Genomic DNA, 22,529 nt, shown 5'->3' with positions numbered 1-22,529 from the left:
GAGATGCCCTGAGAACGAGTGCGTAGTTACAGTCAAGAATCAGGAGACAACATGGCCGACGTGGTGCTCAAAGGCATTCACAAGTCATACGGCGAAGTCAAAACGCTGCATGGGATTGATTTGGAAATTGCCGACGGTGAATTCATTGTTTTTGTCGGGCCGTCCGGCTGCGGCAAATCAACCTTGTTGCGCAGCATCGCCGGGCTGGAGGACATCAGCGCCGGGGAACTGTACATTGGTGGGCGCCAAGTGAATGACGAGCCGCCAGCGCGCCGAGGTGTGTCCATGGTGTTTCAGAGCTACGCGCTGTATCCGCACATGAATGTGGCCGAGAACATGGCCTTTGGCCTGCATCTGGCAGGCTACACCAAGGCGCAGCAAAGAGCTGCCGTAGAAAATGCTGCCCGCATTCTGCAGATTGAGCACCTGCTGGAACGCAAGCCCAAGGCGCTCTCAGGCGGGCAACGTCAACGCGTGGCGATTGGCCGGGCCATTGTGCGCAAGCCTGACGTATTTCTGTTTGACGAGCCGCTTTCCAACCTGGACGCAGCACTGCGCGTGCAGATGCGTATCGAAATAGCCAAACTGCATAAACAGTTGGCGGCCACCATGATCTATGTGACCCATGATCAGGTGGAAGCCATGACGCTGGCAGACCGCATCGTGGTGCTCAATGCCGGTCTTGTGGAGCAGGTGGGCGCCCCCCTGGAGCTTTACCACAATCCTGCAACCCTGTTTGTGGCGGGATTTATCGGTTCGCCGAAGATGAATTTCTTGGAGGCCACGGTGGTGTCGGGCAATGCCCAGTCTGCCACGGTGGCCCTGCCACAGGGCACCCAGTTGCAGGCGAGTGTGGATGCCAGTGGTGTGGTTGTGCAAAGCAAGGTGACGGTGGGTTTTCGTGCCGAACATGTGGAGTTGGTTGGGGCAGGGCAGGCGCCCTCAGGCAACGTTTTGCAGGGTGAAGTGATGGCTCAGGAACGGCTGGGAGACCTGACCTATCTTTACGTGCAGGTGCCCGATTCCGAGCACCTGATGACCGTAAGGGCACATCCCAGTGTGGATGCCGCTGCCGGTTCTAGAGTCTGGCTGCATATCCCTGAGCAATGGGTATATATGTTCAACGCAGAGGGTAAGGCGTTTGCGCGTCATGCTGTCAGCGGAGAAAAAGGCGGCTCCCGATAAGTCGGGCCACGCCAAGGCTGCAATGGCCCACCAAGGGTCTTCAAATCAATCATGGAGGAGCAATAGATGAAAACAACACGTCGTCATATTGGCAAGCTGATGGTTTCGGGTCTCGCGCTGGCCGTGGCTGCCGCCTTCCCGCTCAGTGCCTTTGCAGGTGAACCGGGCAAGCTGCTCATCTGGATCAATGGTGACAAAGGCTATAACGGCCTGCAAAAAGTGGGCGATGAATTCGCCAAGAAGACCGGTATCGAAGTGAAGGTGGAGCATCCCGAAGATGCCCCCAGCAAGTTCCAGCAAGCCGCAGCAGCAGGCAAGGGGCCGGATATCTGGATTTGGCCGCACGACCGTATCGGCGAATGGATTCAGGGTGGTTTGTTGGAAACCGTGAATCCCGGCAAGGCTGTCAAGGATGGTATCGATCCGCTGGCCTGGAAGGCCTTTACCACCAATGGCAAGGTGTGGGGCTACCCTATCTCCATTGAAGCTGTGGCGCTGGTCTATAACAAGACCCTGGTGCCAACCCCGCCCAAGACTTTTGATGAAGTGATCGCGCTGGACAAGAAGCTGCAAAAAGATGGCAAGCATGCCATTTTGTGGGACTTCACCAATACCTATTTCACATGGGGCATGCTGGCAGCCAACGGTGGTTATGCCTTCAAGCTCAAGGCGGATGGCTCGTATGACGCCAAGGATGTTGGGGTTAACAATGCAGGTGCTGTGCAAGGTGTAGAAACGCTCGTCAAGCTCATCAAGGCAGGTGCAATGCCCAAGACGGCCAGCTATTCCGACATGGAGGCCGGTGTTGCCCAAGGCAAGGTGGCGATGATGATCAATGGCCCGTGGTCGTGGGGCAACCTGCGCGACAAGAACATCAATTTTGGTGTGGCGCCGATTCCTGCGGTGGGCAAGAAGGGTGGGGCGCCATTTGTGGGCGTGCTGGGGGCGATGATCAACAAGTCCAGCCCGAACAAGGACGTAGCGGTCGAGTTCATCGAGAATTACATGCTGTCGGTCAAGGGTCTCAAGGAAATCGATGCTGACAAGCCGCTGGGTGTGCCTGCCAACAAGGCTTTCTATGCTGAACTCAAGAGCAACCCCTTGATCCAGGCCACGATGCAGAGCGCACAAGCAGGGGCGCCGATGCCTTCGAATCCGGAGATGGGCAAGTTCTGGTCGTCCATGGCGACTGCCTTGCAAAACATCACCCAGGAGCGCGAAACGGCCAAGGAAGGTTTGAACAAGGCGGCTGACCGGATCAAGAATTGATCCTTGTATTCCATCCGCGTAGGCGGGTGGAGTGGTAGTGTAGAGATGCAGCCCCTGTCTTGTGGCAAGGGCTGCATCAATAAAGGTTTTCTCCAAGTGAGGCACACAGCGTGCACTGCTGGCTGTGATGGAGAAAGCCCAGCTCTGGAGTATAGATTGAATTCCATGACTCAAATTGATCCGCCACCACGGTCCTGGCGTTTGCGCCTGCGTACCTGGATGCCCGTTGTGATTGGCATCGTGCTGCTGCTGGCAGGGCTGTACCTTGTCACCCTGACCTATGTGGCGGGGCAGACCTGGATCGCCGTGGGCTTGCTCGGCCTGCTGATGCTGGCGACATGGTTGTTTACTTCAGCCAAAACCTATGTTTACCGCTATCTCTTTCCTGGGATTGTGGCGGTACTGATATTTGTACTGTTGCCGATTGTTTATACGTTCGGTATCGGTTTTACAAACTATAGTTCCCGCAATCTGTTGAGCTTTGAGCGCTCAACCCGTTATCTGCTGGAAGAGAAGATGCCCACAGAGGGTGTCGAATATGCTTTTACCTTGCATGCGCTGGGTAAGGCGCCGACCCAGGATTACCGCATCCGTCTTGAAGACGCAGCCACCGGCAAGGTCTACCTCAGTCCGGAGTTTGCCTTGGCCGCCAAGGGGCAGAAAGCCCAATCGCTCAAGGCCGAGTTGCAGAATGCCGAAACGGCTCTACCGGATGCTCTACAGGTACGCGAATTGATTGCCCTGCAACCGGGGCTCAAGCTCGTTTCCGTTGTGTTGCCTGATGGGGTTACGCTGGGGATGACCGGGTTGCGTCGCTTCGTGCCTCTGCAAAGCCTATATAAGCAGGTGGGCAAGAACCTCGTCAATCAACGCACGGGCGATGTGTTGGTGCCAGACTTCAAGCTCGGATTCTACGTGAATCAGAAGACCGGTGAAACAATGACACCGGGGTTCAAGGTCGGGGTTGGTTTTGAGAATTTCCGCCAGATTTTTACTGACCCGAAATATCGAGAACCTTTCCTGCGCATTTTCATCTGGACCAACGTATTTGCCTTGCTCAGCGTGCTGTTTTCGTTCGGCGTCGGGATTGTGCTGGCCGTGCTGATGAACTGGGAGGCGCTGCGTTTCCGTGCCGTGTATCGCACCATGCTGTTTTTGCCTTATGCGGTGCCGGGCTTTATCTCCATATTGGTGTTCCGTGGCCTGTTCAATGAGAGCTTTGGTGAAATCAACCTGATCCTTAACGGCTTGTTTGGCATCAGCCCTTCGTGGTTCTCCGACCCCTGGTTGGCCAAAGCCATGATCCTGATCGTCAATACCTGGTTGGGTTATCCTTATATGATGTTGCTGTGTATGGGTTTGATCAAATCCATTCCCAGCGATCTGTATGAAGCCTCTGCCATCGTGGGGTCTGGGCCATTGACCAATTTCTTCAAGATCACCTTGCCACTGATTGCACGGCCGATCATGCCCTTGCTGATCTCCTCGTTTGCCTTCAACTTTAACAACTTTGTGCTGATCTCGTTGCTGACCGCAGGCGGCCCGGATTATCTGGATACCAAGGTGCCGGCAGGCTCAACAGATATTCTGGTGTCCTATACCTATCGAATCGCATTTGTGGATTCCGGGCAAAATTTTGCGCTGGCTGCTGCGATTTCCACCGTCATTTTTGCGCTTGTAGCGGTCATGTCTGTGTTGCAACTCAGACTGACCAAGGCTGACAAGCCGATCAATACCTGAGGTCTGCATCATGGCAATGGTTTTGGACAAATCGCATCGCTGGCGTTTGGTGGCGGCACACATCGGCTTGGTTGCATTTATCGCCCTGACGGTGTTCCCCTTCCTGATGGTGCTGTCGATTTCGCTGCGCCCCGGCAACTTTGCGGTGGGAAGCATTATCCCCACTGACGTTACGCTGGAGCACTGGAAGCTCGCCCTGGGCATCCCGTATGTGAAGCCGGATGGTCACATCGTCAATCCGCCTTTCCCGGTGCTGTTGTGGTTGTGGAACTCGGTCAAGGTTGCCGGGGTGACGGCGCTACTGGTGCTGGCTTTGTCTACCACCAGTGCCTATGCCTTTGCGCGCATGCGCTTTACCGGGCGCAGTTTTGCGCTCAATACCCTGATGCTCATGCAGATGTTCCCCGCCGTGCTTTCGCTGGTGGCGATTTATGCGATCTTTGAGACGGTGGGGGACTCGGTACCCAAAATGGGGATCAATACCCACGCTGGATTGATATTGGCATATTGTGGGGGGATTGCCATGCACGCATGGACGATCAAGGGCTACTTCGAGACCATCCCTGCCGAGATGGAGGAAGCCGCCAAGGTTGACGGAGCTTCTCCCTTCCAGGCGTTCTGGCATGTGCTGTTGCCGATGGCGGTACCGATTCTGGTGGTGGTGTTCCTGCTCTCTTTCATTGGCACGATGATCGAAGTGCCTGTGGCCTCCGTGCTGCTGCACGACGAAAAGAACCTAACCCTCGCGGTGGGCTCCCGCCTCTACTTGTATCAGCAGAACTATTTGTGGGGCGATTTTGCGGCTGCGGCCATCCTCTCGGGCCTGCCCATCACCATGGTCTTCATCCTCGGGCAGCGCTGGTTGGTGTCCGGCCTCACGGCTGGCGGCGTCAAGGGCTGACCGCTATACGGGGCAGGGCGTTCGTCCTGCCCCTCCCCGTTTTCCCAGATTGATGTTTTTGGCATTGAATGCCCTTGGGGATTCCTGCGCCCGTCGTAGCCAGACTCGCGCCAGCATTTTCACGCAACACCCATAAATAGACAGGAGACATATTGTGAAAAGGCGTTTGCTGTTATCGGTTGTAAGCGGTTTAATTCTGGCTGTTTCCCTTCTTCCTTCGCCCGCCCAAGCGTGGAAGAAAGGGGAGTTGCTCATCTGGATCAACGGCGACAAAGGCTACAAGGGCCTGCAAAAGCTGGGGGATGAATACACACGAAAAACTGGCATCAAGGTGATCGTTGAAACGCCCGAGCATGCTACTGATGCTTTTGATGCCGCGATGAAGGCAGGCAACGGGCCGGATATCTGGATCTGGCCGCATGACCGCATTGGCGACTGGGTACGCAAAGCTTATCTGACACCTGTCACGCCTTCCGATGAGTTGCGCACCCAGATTGTGCAGATTGCCTGGGATGGTTTCACCTCGCAAGGCAAGCTCTGGGGGTATCCGATTGCAGTGGAGGCTGTTTCACTGGTGTATAACAAGGATTTGATTGCAACCCCGCCCAAGAGCTTTGAACAGATTGCTGCCATCCAGGCCAGCTTAAAACCCAAAGGCATACGCGCTATCGGTTGGGAAACACAAAGCCCTTACTTTACCTGGCCGATGCTGGCGGCCAACGGAGGTTATCCATTTTTCCGTGACATCCAGGGGAACTACCTGGGTAAACAGACGGGCATCAACAATCAGGGCGCGCAAAAGGGCGCGGAGCTACTGGTTCGCATGATTCATGAAGGTGTGCTGGAGCCTGCCATGAGCTACGCGGATGCCGAAACGGCGATGAAGAATAAGAAGCAGGCGATGTGGATCACCGGCCCCTGGGCATGGGAGGGCTTGCAAAAGGCGGGGGTCAATATTGGCATTGCGCCCCTGCCCAGTGTGGCTGGACAGCCCGCACGACCCTTTGTAGGAGTGCTGGGGGCCATGTTGCCACATGGTTCACCGAACCACGATGCGGCGGTGGCCTTTGTTGAGCAGGCTTTGCTCAAGATGGAGGGGCTACGTACCATGAATGCCGATCGCCCGATCGGGGTGCCTGCCTCCAAAACAATGTTCTGGGAATTTTATTCTGATGGCAAAGTACGCTCTGCCATGGAAGGCATCTATTCCGGCAAGCCCATGCCCAATAATCCAGAGATGCAATTCTTCTGGGCCGGGTTGTCCAAGGCGCTTGTGGATATGACGACCGGGAGCAAGCGGCCCAATCAGGCGCTGGATGAGGCGGCGAAAGCCATCGTCAGCGCACAATAGTGGTGATTTCAGATGGCGTGTAAATGTTATTGCATGCCATCGCTTATCGCTCAGATTTTCAGCACAGATTTGATGGTGCGCACTACACCGTTGTCTGTATTGCTGGGGGAGAGGTATCTGGCGCGTTCTTTGAGAAGTGGATGGGCGTTGGCCATGGCGAAGGAGTAGCGGGCCTGATCCATCATTTCCAGATCGTTGAGAAAGTCGCCGAAGACCATGGTCTGCTCTGGGGTGATCCGTAAGCTCTCTTGAATATGCCTGATGGCGGTTCCCTTGTTGACGCCTGCCGCCATGACATCCAGCCAATGCTGGCCCGAGATCACCACCTGATGTGTGGCACCGAAGTGGGCAAAGGCGGGGGCGGAGAATTGCTCGGAAGAGACAAAATCGTAGATTGCAACTTTGAGGAATTCGTCTTCCACTGCGCACAGGTCTTCCACCTGTGCTAACCGGTGATAATACTGCGCGGCTTCCCGATAGAAGGCATCGTCGCTACGCTCGATGTATGCAGAATGCTTGCCGCAAAGCACAACACCGATATTGGCGCCCGCACTGTGGGTGGTGCGGGCCACCCGCACCAGTTCATGAGCAACAGTCTGCGTAAGGCAGTCAGCACTCAGTTCTCTGCCTGCATCGACGACGAATGTACCGTTCTCGGCAATGAAGGTCAGCGTATCAGCAATCGGGCCGAAGCGTTCCACCAGATTGTAGTATTGACGCCCACTGGCTGGACAGAATTTTATTCCACGTGCATGCAGGGCTTCCACCAGGGGCCAGAAATCGTCATGGATGGCGTGCGCATCATCAAGCAGCGTTCCATCCATGTCGCAGGCAATCAAGCGGATGTCGGGGATATGGTCGAAAGAGACAGGAACCACTGATATTCTCGAATGGAGGGAGGTAATGCACCATTGTAGAACCAATCTCTGCGCCTGGGAACCTCTCTGCATGTGGGCGGAGGACGGGCTTCAGGTCTCGGTCTTGATCGGCAGCGTGACTCGAAACACTGTGCCTGTACCGACTTTGCTTTTCACGGTGATGGTGCCACCATGTTGCTGGATGATGTCATAGGCCATCGGTAGACCAAACCCAGTACCTTTGCTGGTGGAGCTGGGGGCAAATGGATCAAAGATGTGGCTGAGCACCTCGGGCGGTATTCCGCAGCCGTTGTCTTCCACCTCGGCCCACACATTGTTTTCGTGCAGACCCGTGCGCAAGGTGATCTTGCCGTAGCCTTCGATGGCGTGTGCTGCATTCACCAGAAGGTTCATGAAGACCTGATTCAGGCGCGAGGGGATGCACTGGATTTCAGGGATGCCTGCATATTCCTTGAACACTTCTATCTTGTGTTTGAGTTCGTGTGAGGTGATGTTGAGAGTGTGGTCAAGCACCTGTTCCAGATTCGCCCATTGCTTGTCTGCGTTGGCACCGTGCGAGAAGTCCCTGAGATCCTGCAAAATGCTCTTGACCTGCTGTAAGCCGCCTTCAGTCTGGCTGAGTAGACTGATCATGTCATCGTGCAGAAAATCGATATTGATTTCCCGCTTCATCCGCTTGATGGCAAAACGGGTTTTTTCCTGCAATTCGTTTTCATTGGCTTCATAGAAGGCCAATACCTTGAAAAGATTGTTGGCATACTCCCGCAGCGTGGAGAGATTGGCCGTGACGTAATTGACCGGGGCATTGATCTTGTTTGCCACGCCCCCTGCCAATTGGCCTACGGAGGACATTTTGTCGGCCTGGAGTAATTGACGCTGTGCGTCAGCCAACTGGCGCCGCTCCAGCGTGAATTGTTCGATTATGCGGGCCATGCTGCCAATTTCGTCGCTGCCTTGCACCGGGATGCGTGCCTGGGTTTCTGTGGCAGGGTTCTGTTGTAGATATTGGCTGATTTTCTGGAGTCGGGCTAGAATGTGTCGGCCGATGAAGTATCTGGCTACCAACAGACCCAGCGTTAGGCAACCGCCCAGCAGGCCCAGCACCAGGAACTGGGTACGTTGCGAAATGGTGTCCAGCATTTTGACTGTTTCATGATAATCGTTTGTAAAATGCTGAGAGAGTTCCCGCGCGGTCGTGGCGATGGTGCTGACCTGACGTTGCAATTCTCCACGGAAATGGCGCAGATTGTCCTGTTGCTGGATAAGTTTGATGCGCAAGGTAAACGGTGACAGGTTTGCGGGGGCTTGCGCCTCATTTGTGTCATCGGAGGCCGAGGGTGGGTCCTGATAGGCGGTTTGAGGCAGTGGGTGAATGCTCCTGGCTTGGAGCATGAATTGATTACGCAGGGCATCTACTTCGGTTGCGTGGTCTGCTTTTCCAAGACGGTACAGCAGTACGATCAGTTTTTGCGCTGCCGGATCAGAGTATTTCTGAAGAGTTTGGATATTTTTTTGTACTGATTGATCGAATGCAGTATTGGCCCGTTGAGTGCCTTCGTGCAATTGCGCCATGATGTGGACGGTATTGCGAAATAGCTGGTTGGACTGATGGAGCGACAGCACCACTGCGTCCGCCCTGTCTTCACCAAGGCGGGTGACCAGACTATCAAGAGAGTCCAGCTGTTTGATGGTATTAGCATAGCTTGTGCGCACGTCGGCCGGTGAGTCAGCTGCCAGCATGCGTAACGTTTCCCGTTCGATCAGTAGGCTTTCTTGCACAAGATCCCGCGCCTGCTGCATGCGTACCAGGCTTTTTTCTGCCAATTGCCGGGCTGTGTCAGCCGATACACGCAGCGTGTATACGGTCGCCAGACTTCCTGCCACGATCAGTACAGCAAAGGCGGCCAACACCAGCGCGAATTGCCAGCGCAGGGACCGTGGCCAATGCAGGTGTCCGATAAATTGGATTGGCATTTTGACTGGACTAGCGTTTCCAGAGGTGCCGATAAATCTCCCGATAGCCATTGTCTGGATCGTATTGGAACGCAGGGCCACCATCAAAGCCTACATTGTCTGCCGTGACCAGATGTACCGGAATGACATAGCCGCTGACTGGCTGATGAGCGAGCAATCGATTCAATTCGTCCACTAGCTGCCAGCCGTGCAGGTTCAGTGGTTCCGCCACCGTACCGATCTGGAAGCTGTGAGCCTGGATGCGCATGAATGCTGCCGAACTGCCATCACCAGCGGAGAGGAAGTTGATGCGTTCGCCTGCAATACCCGCCTTGGTGAGTTCTGGCGCGGCATAATCAAAGTAGATATCGTTGATGGCCAAAGCGTAGGTCCACTTTTTGCCGTGGTGTGAGAGTAACTCCCGGGTGACGGCGGGCATCTGCTCGGCACATTGGGATATGGCCACATTGCGGATTTCCAGCAGGTTACAGTCCTTGCAAGCCTGGATAACCTCTGCCATGGCGTTGGCCTTTGTCATGGCGATCTCGAAATTGGAATCCGTGAAGATCACCACATTGGCCCGGCCTTTGGAGGCCACGGCTGCCGCCATGGCGGTGATGCGTGCAACTTCCAGCGGATCGGTGCTGACATTCATCGCAATGGCGTTGCCAGCCATGACACCCGGTTGAGGCCCCACATGCCAGCCTACGATAGGAATGCCTCGTTGCACAAAGGGGGCTAACAGGGGTTGCATGACGTTGGCGTCTGCGCCTATGACGATCAGGCCGTCTGGCTGTGCCGCCAGTGCATCAGAGGTGGCTTTATTTCTTCCGGCAGGCGTTCCACCAGCATCGAAGACCTTGACGTTCCATTGTAGAACCTTGGCCGCTTCCTGAATCCCGCGTGCCACGCCAAGAATGCCACCATTGCGCAGGTCTTCACTCATGATGGCGATTGTTTTGCCAGCGACCCCCGCCGGCCCGGTTCTGGGACCTGCCCAGGGGGGCGTATGGGTGCTGGCCGCAGCAACCTTCTGTAGCATGGTGGGGAGGGAAAGCGGCATGAGGGTGTCAGCGCCACGGTCTGTGGCACGGGCAAGCGAAGGGTCAAGCAGGGCGCCGAGTATGTATAAACATACGGCGGCCAGCCACGTCAGGATCTGGATACGACGGCCCCTGCGTTGTGTGCAGTCTGTGCGGTACATCATGCTCACCTCGGAGTAAGGAACAGGCAGACATCTGGTACGAGTCTAATCCATTCTGTGTATGCTCCTGCACACGGTACGCCCGAATGGTCCGGGTAGGGCAGCAAGAAGCAGCGCAAGCTCCAAGGTGAGACTTAGGTGGTCAAAATATCGGCTTGCCGGGCTGGGCTGATGGGTTCTGAGTGCTTGCTTGTGGCGGGGCCTGCCAGGAACTCTTGTAACTCGCTTTGTGGTCGTGAGAACAGGAAGCCTTGGATCATATCGACCCCGGCATTTTCGGCGATCTGCCAATGCTCATGGGTTTCGATGCCCTCGCTGATTACACATGCACCCAGGTCATGAAGAATGTCCACCAGCTTAGGCAGAATCCTGCGTGCCCGTGGGTTACGGGCAGCTTCCAGGCTCATGTTTCGATCCAACTTGACGATATCCGGCTCCAGGCGCCAAAGGCGGTCGAAGTTTGAATGCTGTGCGCCAAAGTCGTCGATGGCTACCCCGAATCCACGCAATTGGTAGGCTTTGACTGCATCCTGCAGCAAGCCGAAATCATCCACACTGGATTCCAGCACTTCCAGCACCACCCGGCGTGGCGACAGGCCCGCGTGGTGGAGCAGTGTTTCAAACGCGCCACCATGCTCGCCGCTACGGATGCTCGCCAGATGTCTGCCATCCACGTTTAGAAACAATCGGCTGCTGGAGCGGGTTGATTGGGTAACGAAGTTGACCACATGCACCATGCGGCACAAACGGTCGAAATAGACGATCTCACTGGTAGTCTGTGGTAGCCCGAATGCCACGTGTGGCGGCACATTGGCGCCAGAGGGACCAGTTACCCGCAGAAGCGCCTCAAATGCGCTGGGTACGCGTTTGCCAGCAGCATCGTGTAAAGGCTGAAAGGCACTACGAAGCTGAAAATCCCCGAAATAGCCAACAGCCCCATGGTCATCAAAGCCCAGGCAGTGGCGCGAGATACTCGGACGTCCAGTCCAGTTCTCAAAATATGCAAGTAGTGGTTCAATAGCCACGGCAAGCACCTCCAACGTTAAATTTTGCGCCGTAAAGACAGCCTCTTGGTGCGAGCCTAGCATTGCGCCCCAATTGGGTGCAACGAAGTCTATGTGATGAGCTTATGTCTTGCAGTAGATTCCGCTTGGTCAAAACGGACTATGTCGTTTGGGTATAGTGCGTGGGTTGGCCAGGGCTTGGTCAAAATCGTCGACGTCTCTTTCAAAGAGAACGAAGCCTCGACGAGACTTGAAACCTTGAATAAGACGGCGTCCGTGATTGCACATGAAGAACAACTAAACAAGGATTGAGCAGCATTTGTACAATTTGTGCCGCATGTACATTCAGATGACGCCGGGGCCAGTGCCGCCAAGGAATATTTGGGAATTGATCTGGGGGCCTACGTTTGTGCCAGGCTCAGAAAGCCTTTAGCGGATGGCTGGGCACCAATCCTCGGCGCATACAGTCGTTCTTGAGTTGAAGTTGTGAATTGCTGTGTGCGTCATCGCCGTTTTCTGGCGCGAATCACCATGCGTCCGCTATCGATTCCAGCCCCTGACAAAGATGGGAGGCAAAACAAAGCCCACGAAGGCTTTTGCCTTGTGGGCTTGCTGTGAATTCTGGCGGAGAGGGTGGGATTCGAACCCACGATAGGCTTGCACCTACGCCTGATTTCGAGTCAGGTACATTCAACCACTCTGCCACCTCTCCGCGAGCCGATGATTATATAAGGGTTCGCCAGTGAATGCTAGATCTGAGTTAAAGTTTTTTAGCCTTGGCGCAAGATGGCTTTGCCGTCGCGCAACTCTTCAACTTGGGCCAGAGTGATGACGGGCACACCGGTTTCTTGAATGATCGCATGGCCGCGTTTGAAGCATTTTTCTACCAGGAAAGCAGCTGCGACAGGTTCGCAGCCTGCCTGACGGGTGATTTCAACCAGTGCCAGAGCTGTGCGGCCATTGCTCAGAAAGTCGTCGACAATGGCTACGCGCTTGCCTGCGGGCAGGTAGCGCTGGCTGACGACCATGCGCACTTCGCCACCCTTGGTGGGGGAGGGGACCAGGCGCGAGAGCATCGGGGTTTCCACTTCCGGGTGATATTTTTTGCCGAAGACCATGGGGACGTTCAGGCTCAGGGCGACCATCAGGCCGGGGGCGATGCCGCTGGCTTCAGCGGTGAGAACCATGTCAGGCTTGAAGGGACGCAGGCGTTCGGCGACTTCCTGGGCCATTTGCTGCATGAAGGCGGGTTCGATGCGGTGGTTGAGGAAGTGGTCGATCTTGAGGATTTCGTTGCCCTGCACGATGGCTTCCTGTTCGATGCGTTGAACAAGTGGTGGAAATGGGCGGTTGAGTATGTCGGTCATGATGAGTTTATCTGCACAGGCGTGCTGTCTGGTCAGGCAGGCCGTCGTTATGGGTCCAAAGTCGCCCTAGAACAAGCATCCAGACCTCTACGTGATGGCACATCAGGCCCAGGGCGGGGTAAAACCGGTAATTTTAGCAGGCTTGGCAGGGTTGTGACGGCCTGTTTGCAGATTGCTGCGATGGGGGCTTGGCGGGATTTTTTGGGAAAGCGTAAACAGCAGCCAAGTCAGTGATGCGTGGGGCTGCGTAGGGGGAGAAGGAGGCAGAACCGGGGTTTCAGATGGCACCAAAATGCGTATGGGGGTACGCACGAGCAAACTTATGCCGTTGGCGATTATGCTGGTTCGGTTTGATATGCAGAGAAAAGAACAAGCGATTTTGCGATTTTTTACAATCTATCGCTACTCATGCCAAATGTGTAGGCAGAGAAGATGTTGCTGGTTTTATATACAGTATTGCTGTGCGCTGTAACAGATTGCTATGGAGGCGAGGGCCTGGGAGTGCAGCGCCGTGATACCGGTACCGCAGATCTTGTAGCCCTCCCTCGTATGCGTAGTGCTTAAGCGCGCGATGCTTCGACTGTGCGTTGTGCTTCAGCAAGGATTTCATCAGTGATGACGCCTTGATCACGCAGAACCAGCAGCAGAGCGACGGGTGTCGGGATCGTGCGGCCAGTGCTTTCATAGCGGCTGCCACCGGACTGCGTCACGCCGAGCGGTGCCCAGAAGGCAGATTGGTTCAGCCCGGTAGCTTGACGATAGCCTTGGGGGTCGGTAATCGCTTTGCAAACCTTTGCGCGTCCTTTTCTTGCCACGGTAATTCTCCTTAACAATATTGATTAAGACGTTGCGTCACGTCCAGTTCTAAGGATACATGCATTTTTGATTTTTTGATGGTTCAAATGCGCGAAAGGGAGGTTTTCTACGAAATGTTACAACGTTTGACATATTCTGTTGGCGTCTTCATCGGGTACTCAAAACACATGAAGGTGAGGAAAGGGGCGTGAGAACCTGCTCAGAATCTTTCTGCGAGGCCGTGATTGGGGCTCATGCGCTGCTCGAAATCCTCATTTATCCCCATATAAACTCCGGCTTCTGCACTGTTCTTCACACCATCGACGGCCTCTCGTTACAGATTCTTAGATTTGGTTATGGGTTTGTTCTTGCATGGACGACACGGGTTGAAAAGGTTTTCACCTCGAATTTGTAAGTAGATGTTTATGCGTTTTGTATTATTTCATAGGCTGTGAAATCCTTTGCGGCAAAGGTTTGGCGGGATTTTTTGTTTCCAAACAATCTTTTACATGCAAAGACGTTGAGCTTGTAGGGATATCCAGCATGGATTAAAAATCTTATGCGTTTTGAATCGATCTGGTATTTTGGAAATGGAGGGGCGCTTGAAGAAGTATCGGGAGCAGGGCGGGAATCCATCATATGCCCCGATATTTGGCGCTGTTGTGCTGTAAGGCAGGCAGCGTGAAGTCGTTATTTTGTGAAAAAATGTATCTTGAATTTATATGGGGTTTGAAAAATAGTTACAAAACAGTGGGTTGTGTCTGTGTTTGGGCCAGCGCCATAAGTTCTGCCAGGGTGTCGGCATCGCGGAATTGGGCGCTGCGGTGATCCAGACTGACAAGCTGAGGATTGAGTGTGGCCAGCCAGCGGTGGGCGCCGCGTTCGCCTGCGTCCAGGCTGTGGGTGAGCGCAGCGAGGCGGCTGCGCTCAATCAGACTGAATACGGGTTGCCAGTGTTGATCGATGACGGCGACCGTTGGTCGGCCCTGGGATGCCGCCCACATCAATTCGGCATAATCGGGTGGCAGGTGCGGTGCATCGGTAGGGCAGGTGAGTATCCAGTCGCTGTGGGCGGCTGTGAGTGCGGCCTCGAATCCGGCGAGTGGGCCGGGGTAATCAGGGCGCAGGTCGGAGATCACTTTGCAGCCGAATTCGGCATAACGCTCTTGGTTGCGATTGGCGACAATGATGAGTTCGTCGACCTGGGGGCGTAGGGCGCCGACCAGCCAGGCCACAAGTGCTTGCCCTTGAAAGGGGACCAAGCCTTTGTCTTGCCCGCCCATGCGACGACTTGCGCCTCCCGCGAGGATGACGCCGGTGAGCGGGGGGCGGGGCAGATGATCTGTTTCTGTGCAGGTGCTTGTAACACACGTGGTCGACATGTTGGCTTTCTTTGTAGATGCGCTTTCGCAGTACCCTTTGCGCTGAAAATCGTTCTTTTCCTGCACGCGTATTGAGGCGGGATTCCAGGCAAATACAGCGGCTTTCAGGTGTACAACATCAAGAGATGGGTGAGGAGGCGGGCGATGCGTGGATTGCTGGTGAGGGTCACCAGGGCATCCTCATCATCCCGCCAAGGGCATGGCAGACACGGGCCTGCGTCTAGATACTTACCCCTTCAGCCTCCGATGTACGACATTTCAATTTTCTGAGTGCTGCCTTGGCCTGCTCCACGCAATTCGGAGTAGCGATCTTCACGCTCACGCCAGATGCGGGCAATGCGGCGGGTGAGTTGCTCGTCCGTGGCGCCGCCGCGCAGGATGCCCGCAATGTCGTGGCCCTGGGTGGCGAACAGGCAGGTGAAGAGTTTGCCCTCGGGCGACAGGCGCAGCCGCGTGCAGTCGTGGCAGAAGGCACGGGTGACGGCCGCGATGATGCCTAGTTCGCCGCCACCATCAGTATGCTGCCAGCGTTCGGCCACCTCGCCCGGATAGTGTCGTCCGATGGGGGTTAGGCTGAAAGCTTCGCCCAGGCTCGCCAGCATTTCGCGGGCGCTGACCACCTCGTCCATGCGCCAGGCATTGCTGCTGCCCACGTCCATGTATTCAATCATGCGCAGGATATGCCCGCTGCCTTTGAAGTGGCGCGCCATGGGGATGATCTGGCTATCATTGACGCCACGCTTGACCACCATGTTGACCTTGATCGATTCAAACCCGGCAGCCTGTGCGGCATCAATCCCATTGAGTACGTCGCTGGCAGGATAGTCAGCATCGTTCATGCGCTGGAAGATGGCGTCATCCAATGCATCCATACTGACCGTCAGCCGCTTCAACCCTGCGCTACGCAAGCTGGCTGCGTGGCGGGCAAGTAGCGAACCATTGGTGGTAAGCGCCAAGTCAATGTCCGGTAGTTCCGCCAGCATGGCAACCAACCGATCCAGATTGCGTCGCAGGAGTGGTTCTCCACCTGTCAGGCGGATCTTGCGCACACCGAGTTGGTGGAAGAGGCCAGCCAGCCGCGAGACTTCCTCGAAGCGCAGGATCTGGCTATGGGGCAGAAAGGCGTGATCACGTCCAAAGCGATCACGGGGCATGCAGTAGGTGCAGCGGAAATTGCAGTGGTCCGTCACCGAGATGCGCAAATCACGCAAAGGGCGGCCAAAGGTATCCAATACAGGGGCTGAGCCTGCAGGGGGATCGCTGCGCAGGCGCGAAATCGGGATGAAAATTTCTCTTTGGGACATGGTCACCACATTATGGCTGCTTGTGTCCCGCAAATAAACCGTGTTTGGGGTAGTGTTTGCATTGATTTATGGTAAGTGGCACAACGGAGATCCAGCTAAAAACCTCATTCTTGGCGCGGTTTCTTATTTCCATTGGTTATGTGCTTGTATGCAAACCATCCTTTGCGACGCGTACCGAGTGGCGTACATTGCGCATTTTGTCCAACTGGGAGATTCTGAACATGCGCTTTGACACCCTTGCGATCCACGCAGGCTATTCCCCTGATCCCACCACCAAGGCCGTGGCGGTGCCTATCTATCAGACCACCAGCTATGCCTTTGATGATACTCAGCACGGGGCAGACCTGTTTGACCTGAAGGTCAAGGGTAACATCTACACGCGCATCATGAACCCCACGACCGACGTGCTGGAGCAACGTGTGGCCGCGTTGGAAGGCGGTATTGGCGCACTGGGGCTGGCATCCGGTCAGGCAGCGATTACCTACGCCATCCTCACCATTGCAGAGGCGGGCGACAACATCATCGCCACCACCACGCTCTATGGTGGTACCTATAACCTGTTTGCCCACACCCTGCCGCAATATGGCATTGAAGTGCGCTTTGTGGATGCCAGCGACCCGGCCAGTGTGGCTGCCAAGATTGATGCTCGCACCAAGGCTGTGTACTGCGAATCCATCGGCAACCCGCTGGGCAACGTGGTGGACTTCGGCGCCTTTGCTGCAGTGGCTCATGCTCACGGCGTGCCGCTGATTGTCGACAACACTGTGCCCAGCCCCTACCTGACCCGTCCGTTTGAGCACGGGGCCGACATCGTGGTGCATTCCCTCACCAAATATATGGGTGGCCACGGCACCAGCATCGGTGGCATCATCGTCGATAGCGGCAAATTCCCCTGGGCTGAGCACAAGGCACGTTTCCGCCGCCTCAACGAGCCGGAAGTCAGCTACCACGGTGTGGTGTATACAGAAGCCCTCGGCCCGGCAGCCTTCATTGGCCGCGCACGCACGGTGCCGCTGCGCAACATGGGCGCTGCCATTTCGCCCTTCAACAGCTTCCTGATCCTGCAAGGGCTGGAAACGCTGGCGCTGCGCATGGATCGCCATTGCGAGAACGCTTTGAAGGCCGCTGAATTTCTCAAGCACCACCCCAAGGCGGCCTGGGTGAATTACGCGGGGCTGCCCGAGCACCCCTCCAAGCCCCTGGTGGACAAATATTTCGGTGGCAAGGCCTCTGGCCTCTTTACCTTTGGTGTGAAGGGCGGGCGCGAAGCAGGGGCACGCTTCCAGGATGCGCTCAAGCTGATTACTCGCTTGGTCAACATCGGCGACGCCAAGTCTTTGGCCTGCCACCCGGCCTCTACCACCCATCGCCAACTCTCGCCCGAAGAGCTGATCAAGGCCGGGGTGAAGGAAGACATGGTGCGCCTGTCCATCGGCATTGAGCATATCGATGACATCATCGCCGATCTGGATCAAGCCTTGGCTGCAGTTTAAAGCGCCGTCAGGCAGACGCCCCGAACCCCGGCTCAGGCCGGGGTTTTTGCTGGAACACCCCGCTTAAACAAGTGCGGGATAGATGATCTACCGGGCTGTCCGATTGTCTTTGATCGTGGCATCATGTGCGACTTCTCAATATTTGAATTCCCCTAAGCTGTCCATGTCCAACCTTATTGTTCACGGGGGCCGTCCGCTGCACGGTCAGATCACCCCGTCCGCCAACAAAAACGCCGTCCTGCCGATCCTCTGCGCCACGCTGCTCACCGACCAGCCCCTGCGTTTGCTCGGCGTGCCGGATATTACCGACGTGCGCAAGATTCTGGATATCTTTGCGAAGTTGGGCAGCCAGGTGAACATGGACTACGCCGCCGGCACGCTTCAACTGCACCACAAAGACACCCATTTTGACCCCGCCACGCATCGTCTGCCGGAGGAAATGCGTTCCTCCATCATGCTCGTGCCGCCGCTGGTGGCTCGTTTTGGGGTGGCGCGGCTGGAAGACAACGTAAAGGGTTGTACTCTGGGCGTGCGTGAGATCGACCCGCACGTCGAAGTGCTGCGCCAGTTCGGCTGCAAGGTTGAGCGCGGTGAAGGCTCGCTGCTGATCAGTGCCGAAGGCCACTTGATCCCCACCCAACACTGGCTGGATTACGCATCGGTCACTACAACCGAAAACTTTGCCCTGTGCGCCGTGTCTGCCGGGGGCAAGTCGGTGCTCACCAATGCCGCTTGCGAACCGCACGTACAAGAGTTCTGCAGCTTCCTCGCCATGATGGGCGCCAAGATTCAGGGGCAGGGCACCTCGCAGCTCACCATTGAAGGCGGCCACAAACTCGGTGGCGGTGAATTCCGCTTTGCTGAAGACTTCCACGAAATCACCACCTTCCTCGCGCTGGGCGCGATTACCGGTGGGCAGATCGAAGTCCGCAATACTGTGCCGGAATTCTTCCCGCTGCTTGACCGCACCTTCGCCAAGTTCGGCATTACCGTCACCCACAAAGACGGCTGGAGTACCGCCACCCGCGAAGGTCCGCTCAAGATTCGCACCCCCTTCACCCCGAACATCCTCACCAAGGTTGAAGCGGCCCCCTGGCCCTACTTCCCGGTGGACTTGCTACCCATCTTCGTGGCGCTTGGCGTGCAATCGCAGGGCAGCGTCATGTACTGGAACAAGGTTTATGACGGCGCCATGGGCTGGACCAGTGAACTCTCCAAGTTCGGCGCCCACGTCCTGCTGGCTGATCCGCATCGCCTGATCACTTTCGGCGGCCTGCCGCTGCACGGTGCCACGGTGGATAGCCCCTATATCATCCGTGTTGCCATCGCGTTGCTGATGGTTGCAGCCAGCATTGACGGCCAATCCGTCATCAAGAACGCCCAACCCATCCGCCGCGCTCACCCCAAGTTTGTCGAAAACCTCCGCTTGGTCGGTGCAGATGTGGAATGGCAAGAAGGTGATTGATTTCGCCTGAAGCAGAGTAGGCTAGAAGCATCACAAAGCCCGGAAATGCCACAAGCGTTTCCGGGCTTTGTCTATTTGGAGCCATTGACATTGGGTTGGGCGCAGATGCAGGATGTGTGCGCCATGTTCGGTCAATGAATGGCGCTTGGATACTTATTTGTAGGGCGCCGAAGGGAAGAATGAGCAGAGCGAATTGCGCCGGATGGCTTTGGTTTATCCAGTGACATTCGGCGCAGTTCGCTGCGCTCAGTGCGCCCTACTATTGGGGGCTATTGCCCCATACGTGGCACCACACTGTCATGGGGCGTAACCTGCTCATGCGGGCATGTCAAAGTGCACGCCCATCGAAATGCTTCACGGGTAAGGCTGCCAACTCAATGTTTTCAAGGCAGCGCACATTAATGGCCACCATGTGATTACCAGCCGGATCAATGCCTTCGCCAAAGGGGTGAATCCCGCATGTGGGGCAGAACCGGTGCTGGATACGATGCTGGCCGAAGGTGTAGGTGGATATATGCGCTTCGGGTGTGAGCAGCCGGAATTTATTTTTCGGCACGAACCACATCAGGGCTGCCTTGCGCGTACAGATTGAACAGTTGCATTCGATTGCCTGGGTCAGTTCGCCCTCTACCTCAAAAGCGATCTGACCGCAATGACAACTTCCTTTGTAATGCATGGTCCCTATCCTTTTATCAAGCTATGCTGATCCGGATTTCTCAAGCGAGGTGGATTATCATCCGCCGGATAGGGGATGGGTGTCAAGCAAAGGCCTCTACGCTTGCAGGGGTGCTTGATGGGCATATCCACAAATGATTCCAGTGGTCTTTCCTGTGGTGTCTATACTTAACGGAGTTCCTGTATAGGAGCCTCTGCGATCGGTTGGGAAGAAGCCGGGACGTTGCCCGGGCAGGGCGCCTTTCTATTTGCGGTGGATTGCGTTTTGGCGGGTCCCCGCCGGGTATTTGCTTACCGCTCGGTTCCTCGTTCCAGTTCTGGAGATGAAAAAATGATCATTGATTTCAATTGGTTACCCTTTTTGTTCATCGTTGCCGCGGTCATTTGGTTTTTCTCGGCAGCAATCCGCATTTTTCGGGAATATGAGCGTGGTGTCGTATTTACCCTGGGCCGATTCTGGAAGGTGAAAGGGCCGGGCTTGGTTCTCATTATTCCGTGGATTCAGAAATCCATCCGTGTGGATTTGCGCACGGTGGTGCTGGAGGTGCCCACCCAGGACGTCATCTCGCGCGACAATGTTTCGGTGAAGGTGAGTGCAGTGGTGTATCTGCGCGTCATTGATCCGGAAAAAGCCATCATCCAGGTGGTGGACTACCTGAACGCCACCAGTCAGCTGTCGCAAACCATGTTGCGCTCGGTGCTGGGCAAGCACCAGTTGGACGACATGTTGGCTGAACGTGAAAAACTCAATATGGATATTCAGAGAGCCTTGGATGCGCAGACGGACTCCTGGGGTATCAAGGTGTCGAACGTTGAGATCAAGCAAGTTGACCTGACTGAATCCATGATCCGGGCCATCGCCCGCCAAGCTGAGGCCGAACGCGAGCGGCGTGCCAAGGTGATCCACGCCGAAGGGGAATTGCAGGCCTCCGAAAAACTCTATCAGGCGGCCAAGGTTTTGGCCCAGGAGCCCCAGGCCATCCTCTTACGCTACCTGGAAACCCTCACTGTGATTGGCGCGGACAAGAACACCACCATCGTTTTCCCTCTACCGATGGATCTGGTCGCGCCATTGCTGGAGAAGGTCAAGGCGGTCAGCAGCACTCATTGATTGAGTGGAGCAGCTTCTTTTCTGAGGGGGCTGCTTTGCGCTTATTGCAGGCTCTTTTGCAGTTGCTCCAACATTTTCTTCGCCTGTTCCTGGCTGATTGTGGCGTTGCTGTTTTGGTTGCCAGAGAGCATGTTCATCGTCATGCCATTCACGTTAATGTCCCCAGGTTTCATTCCTGCTTTGCATGCCCCCGCGTAGCTTGATTTGATGGTGGTTTGCAGGGTGCTTTGGCCGTTGATAGGCGGGGTTGCCTTGGTGGTGACAGTGATCTGGTAGCTGCTTTGCATGTCGCCGCTGACGACCGAATGGGTATTCAAGGTGGTGTTGCCGGTTTTGCAGACTGAGTCGAATTCCCAGCCTGTGGCTGTTTTTTGCGATGAGGTCAGTTTGCAGCCCGATTGTCCACCGCCGGTGAGCACTTGTTTTTGTAGGGTTGCATCGGTTGCGTCGTCGATACATTGCAGGCTACTCAGCCCCGTGGCGGATGTTGAGGCAGACTCGATTTTGACTTCCCACATTCCGGCTTTGCGCTTGGGCAGATCGGTGGTCTGCGCCCAAGCAAGGTTGCAGGCTGTAGCAAGCAGGCAGAAGAGCATGGATTGTTTCATGGCAGATATCCTTTCTTTGGATTCCGCTTTTAAATCAATGTTTTCCACTGGTTTCGTGTTGGAACGAATTGATTTAGAAGTGGAATGGAGACCCCATGTTTATCCAATTGGCGGCACTTGGCAAGTGTCTGGAGGGGAGGCTGGGGCTGGGCCGGGTAGCGGGGCAATCACAATCGCCTGATTATGTATTTGGATTTATTTTGATTGGGCGCTTGATGATTTGTTTTGCACCCGCTTGGGGGCAAGGCTTATCTGCGAACCGGGACGCAGACGGGTTTGGCACCGGGCATAGGCCGTGGGGGCATGAGGCCTTTGACGATGGCGTAGTGCTCGCACCCCGCGCGGCTGGCAAATTGCACATCGGCGTTGGAGGCTAGGGTGTGGCTCATCATGCTCGGCTGGGGGGCGCAGACCAAATTGTCTGTCATTTCCTTGGCGCCTCGGCCAGGGGCCGATTTCTCGGCTGCAACCAGCATGTTCTGGCGCATTTTCAGGCAGGCTTCCGAGCTATCCGTGCGGTATTGCACGGAGACCTGTTTGTTTTCCAGCACCTGGAAGAAATAGCTTTGGCCAGATACGGGGGCTTGGGAACCGGGATGGGATGTTTGCGCCGTATCGCGGGGGGCGTTGCCCGTGCAGGCCGTCAAGGTGGTGATTCCGGCCAGAATAAGTGTTCGGCAGGCGATTTGCCATGTGCATGGTTTCATGTAGCGCGTGTTCCTTGCATAGCTGTCTCAGACTTTTCCAATAGATCGCCCCGCATGCTGTATTTGATAGCACATTTTATGGAAAAGTGGAGATTTGCCTGCCGGGCGGCAGGCAAATAGGGCAAGGATGAGGGGAT

At 55.6% G+C, this 22,529-nt stretch carries 20 protein-coding genes and 1 tRNA gene; 9 read left to right on the top strand and 12 right to left on the bottom strand.

Annotation, left to right across the window (positions count from 1 at the left end):
- Positions 1–51: 51 nt before the first annotated feature.
- From B145_RS0111970 to malE (B145_RS0111950), 5 genes are all read left to right on the top strand, one after another.
- Positions 52–1,185, top strand: a complete 1,134-nt coding sequence (locus B145_RS0111970; RefSeq protein ID WP_018607626.1) for an ABC transporter ATP-binding protein — start codon at positions 52–54, stop codon at positions 1,183–1,185.
- A gap of 66 nt (positions 1,186–1,251) precedes the next feature.
- Entirely contained in the window at positions 1,252–2,454 is a 1,203-nt protein-coding gene (gene malE, locus B145_RS0111965) for a maltose/maltodextrin ABC transporter substrate-binding protein MalE (RefSeq protein ID WP_018607624.1), read from the top strand.
- Positions 2,455–2,619: 165 nt separating this feature from the next.
- On the top strand, positions 2,620–4,194 hold the full coding sequence (gene malF / locus B145_RS0111960) for a maltose ABC transporter permease MalF (RefSeq protein WP_018607622.1): 1,575 nt from the start codon (positions 2,620–2,622) through the stop codon (positions 4,192–4,194).
- A 10-nt stretch (positions 4,195–4,204) separates the two neighbouring features.
- The gene (gene malG, locus B145_RS0111955; protein ID WP_026259075.1) at positions 4,205–5,095 is read left to right on the top strand and encodes a maltose ABC transporter permease MalG; all 891 of its coding nucleotides are present in this window, start codon (positions 4,205–4,207) and stop codon (positions 5,093–5,095) included.
- 154 nt (positions 5,096–5,249) lie between these two features.
- Complete coding sequence (malE, locus tag B145_RS0111950; protein ID WP_211209822.1) at positions 5,250–6,446, top strand: maltose/maltodextrin ABC transporter substrate-binding protein MalE; 1,197 nt, start codon at positions 5,250–5,252, stop codon at positions 6,444–6,446.
- Positions 6,447–6,496: 50 nt separating this feature from the next.
- Here the strand turns inward: malE (B145_RS0111950) and B145_RS0111945 are convergent, their stop codons facing one another.
- The 9 genes from B145_RS0111945 to moaA all read right to left on the bottom strand — a co-directional run bounded on the left by B145_RS0111945 (position 6,497) and on the right by moaA (position 16,333).
- Entirely contained in the window at positions 6,497–7,324 is an 828-nt protein-coding gene (locus B145_RS0111945; RefSeq protein ID WP_026259073.1) for a Cof-type HAD-IIB family hydrolase, read from the bottom strand.
- Positions 7,325–7,414: 90 nt separating this feature from the next.
- The gene (locus B145_RS0111940) at positions 7,415–9,298 is read right to left on the bottom strand and encodes a sensor histidine kinase (RefSeq protein ID WP_018607614.1); all 1,884 of its coding nucleotides are present in this window, start codon (positions 9,296–9,298) and stop codon (positions 7,415–7,417) included.
- A gap of 10 nt (positions 9,299–9,308) precedes the next feature.
- Positions 9,309–10,484: a substrate-binding domain-containing protein gene (locus tag B145_RS0111935; RefSeq protein WP_211209821.1), complete on the bottom strand. Its 1,176-nt coding sequence runs from the start codon at positions 10,482–10,484 to the stop codon at positions 9,309–9,311.
- Positions 10,485–10,615: 131 nt separating this feature from the next.
- Positions 10,616–11,506: an EAL domain-containing protein gene (locus B145_RS25425; RefSeq protein WP_211209820.1), complete on the bottom strand. Its 891-nt coding sequence runs from the start codon at positions 11,504–11,506 to the stop codon at positions 10,616–10,618.
- A 601-nt stretch (positions 11,507–12,107) separates the two neighbouring features.
- Positions 12,108–12,197, bottom strand: a tRNA-Ser gene (locus B145_RS0111920).
- A 58-nt stretch (positions 12,198–12,255) separates the two neighbouring features.
- Positions 12,256–12,852: a xanthine phosphoribosyltransferase gene (gene xpt, locus B145_RS0111915; RefSeq protein WP_018607605.1), complete on the bottom strand. Its 597-nt coding sequence runs from the start codon at positions 12,850–12,852 to the stop codon at positions 12,256–12,258.
- A gap of 560 nt (positions 12,853–13,412) precedes the next feature.
- Positions 13,413–13,631: a helix-turn-helix domain-containing protein gene (locus B145_RS29335; RefSeq protein ID WP_425425591.1), complete on the bottom strand. Its 219-nt coding sequence runs from the start codon at positions 13,629–13,631 to the stop codon at positions 13,413–13,415.
- A gap of 756 nt (positions 13,632–14,387) precedes the next feature.
- On the bottom strand, positions 14,388–15,029 hold the full coding sequence (gene mobA, locus B145_RS25415) for a molybdenum cofactor guanylyltransferase MobA (RefSeq protein ID WP_083917751.1): 642 nt from the start codon (positions 15,027–15,029) through the stop codon (positions 14,388–14,390).
- A 236-nt stretch (positions 15,030–15,265) separates the two neighbouring features.
- The gene (gene moaA / locus B145_RS0111890; RefSeq protein WP_018607596.1) at positions 15,266–16,333 is read right to left on the bottom strand and encodes a GTP 3',8-cyclase MoaA; all 1,068 of its coding nucleotides are present in this window, start codon (positions 16,331–16,333) and stop codon (positions 15,266–15,268) included.
- A gap of 221 nt (positions 16,334–16,554) precedes the next feature.
- Between moaA and B145_RS0111885 the strand changes: the two genes are divergently transcribed.
- Both B145_RS0111885 and B145_RS0111880 read left to right on the top strand, forming a co-directional pair.
- On the top strand, positions 16,555–17,826 hold the full coding sequence (locus B145_RS0111885) for an O-acetylhomoserine aminocarboxypropyltransferase/cysteine synthase family protein (protein WP_026259072.1): 1,272 nt from the start codon (positions 16,555–16,557) through the stop codon (positions 17,824–17,826).
- A gap of 163 nt (positions 17,827–17,989) precedes the next feature.
- Positions 17,990–19,291, top strand: coding sequence for a UDP-N-acetylglucosamine 1-carboxyvinyltransferase (locus B145_RS0111880; RefSeq protein WP_018607592.1), 1,302 nt, complete (start codon positions 17,990–17,992; stop codon positions 19,289–19,291).
- A 328-nt stretch (positions 19,292–19,619) separates the two neighbouring features.
- Here B145_RS0111880 and B145_RS0111875 read toward each other — a convergent pair whose 3' ends face one another.
- The gene (locus B145_RS0111875) at positions 19,620–19,967 is read right to left on the bottom strand and encodes a GFA family protein (RefSeq protein WP_018607590.1); all 348 of its coding nucleotides are present in this window, start codon (positions 19,965–19,967) and stop codon (positions 19,620–19,622) included.
- Positions 19,968–20,297: 330 nt separating this feature from the next.
- Between B145_RS0111875 and B145_RS0111870 the strand changes: the two genes are divergently transcribed.
- On the top strand, positions 20,298–21,077 hold the full coding sequence (locus B145_RS0111870; protein WP_018607589.1) for a slipin family protein: 780 nt from the start codon (positions 20,298–20,300) through the stop codon (positions 21,075–21,077).
- A gap of 41 nt (positions 21,078–21,118) precedes the next feature.
- On the opposite strand, the gene B145_RS27495 is transcribed toward B145_RS0111870, so the two are convergent.
- Positions 21,119–21,685, bottom strand: coding sequence for a DUF3617 domain-containing protein (locus B145_RS27495; RefSeq protein WP_018607588.1), 567 nt, complete (start codon positions 21,683–21,685; stop codon positions 21,119–21,121).
- On the opposite strand from B145_RS27495, the gene B145_RS28625 reads away from it, so the two are divergent.
- Positions 21,684–21,866, top strand: coding sequence for a hypothetical protein (locus tag B145_RS28625; RefSeq protein WP_157288386.1), 183 nt, complete (start codon positions 21,684–21,686; stop codon positions 21,864–21,866). The two genes, B145_RS27495 and B145_RS28625, sit on opposite strands and share 2 nt — an antisense overlap.
- Positions 21,867–21,933: 67 nt before the next feature.
- Here the strand turns inward: B145_RS28625 and B145_RS0111860 are convergent, their stop codons facing one another.
- Positions 21,934–22,392 carry a hypothetical protein gene (locus tag B145_RS0111860; protein ID WP_018607587.1) on the bottom strand — a complete coding sequence of 153 codons (459 nt, stop codon included), beginning with the start codon at positions 22,390–22,392 and terminating at the stop codon, positions 21,934–21,936.
- Positions 22,393–22,529: the final 137 nt, after the last annotated feature.

Origin of the sequence: Uliginosibacterium gangwonense DSM 18521, from assembly GCF_000373965.1 — a bacterium.
Lineage (GTDB): Bacteria > Pseudomonadota > Gammaproteobacteria > Burkholderiales > Rhodocyclaceae > Uliginosibacterium > Uliginosibacterium gangwonense.
This window is presented reverse-complemented; position numbering and strand designations above follow the sequence as displayed.

Coding starts and splice junctions, on each gene's coding strand:
- B145_RS0111940 (WP_018607614.1), bottom strand. CDS start 9,298: ATGCCAATCCAATTTATCGGACACCTGCATTGGCCACGGTCCCTGCGC.
- B145_RS0111875 (WP_018607590.1), bottom strand. CDS start 19,967: ATGCATTACAAAGGAAGTTGTCATTGCGGTCAGATCGCTTTTGAGGTA.
- malE (WP_018607624.1), top strand. CDS start 1,252: ATGAAAACAACACGTCGTCATATTGGCAAGCTGATGGTTTCGGGTCTC.
- B145_RS28625 (WP_157288386.1), top strand. CDS start 21,684: ATGGCAGATATCCTTTCTTTGGATTCCGCTTTTAAATCAATGTTTTCC.
- malG (WP_026259075.1), top strand. CDS start 4,205: ATGGCAATGGTTTTGGACAAATCGCATCGCTGGCGTTTGGTGGCGGCA.
- xpt (WP_018607605.1), bottom strand. CDS start 12,852: ATGACCGACATACTCAACCGCCCATTTCCACCACTTGTTCAACGCATC.
- moaA (WP_018607596.1), bottom strand. CDS start 16,333: ATGTCCCAAAGAGAAATTTTCATCCCGATTTCGCGCCTGCGCAGCGAT.
- B145_RS0111870 (WP_018607589.1), top strand. CDS start 20,298: ATGATCATTGATTTCAATTGGTTACCCTTTTTGTTCATCGTTGCCGCG.
- B145_RS0111970 (WP_018607626.1), top strand. CDS start 52: ATGGCCGACGTGGTGCTCAAAGGCATTCACAAGTCATACGGCGAAGTC.
- B145_RS0111880 (WP_018607592.1), top strand. CDS start 17,990: ATGTCCAACCTTATTGTTCACGGGGGCCGTCCGCTGCACGGTCAGATC.
- B145_RS0111860 (WP_018607587.1), bottom strand. CDS start 22,392: ATGAAACCATGCACATGGCAAATCGCCTGCCGAACACTTATTCTGGCC.
- B145_RS27495 (WP_018607588.1), bottom strand. CDS start 21,685: ATGAAACAATCCATGCTCTTCTGCCTGCTTGCTACAGCCTGCAACCTT.
- B145_RS0111885 (WP_026259072.1), top strand. CDS start 16,555: ATGCGCTTTGACACCCTTGCGATCCACGCAGGCTATTCCCCTGATCCC.
- malF (WP_018607622.1), top strand. CDS start 2,620: ATGACTCAAATTGATCCGCCACCACGGTCCTGGCGTTTGCGCCTGCGT.
- mobA (WP_083917751.1), bottom strand. CDS start 15,029: ATGTCGACCACGTGTGTTACAAGCACCTGCACAGAAACAGATCATCTG.
- B145_RS0111935 (WP_211209821.1), bottom strand. CDS start 10,484: ATGATGTACCGCACAGACTGCACACAACGCAGGGGCCGTCGTATCCAG.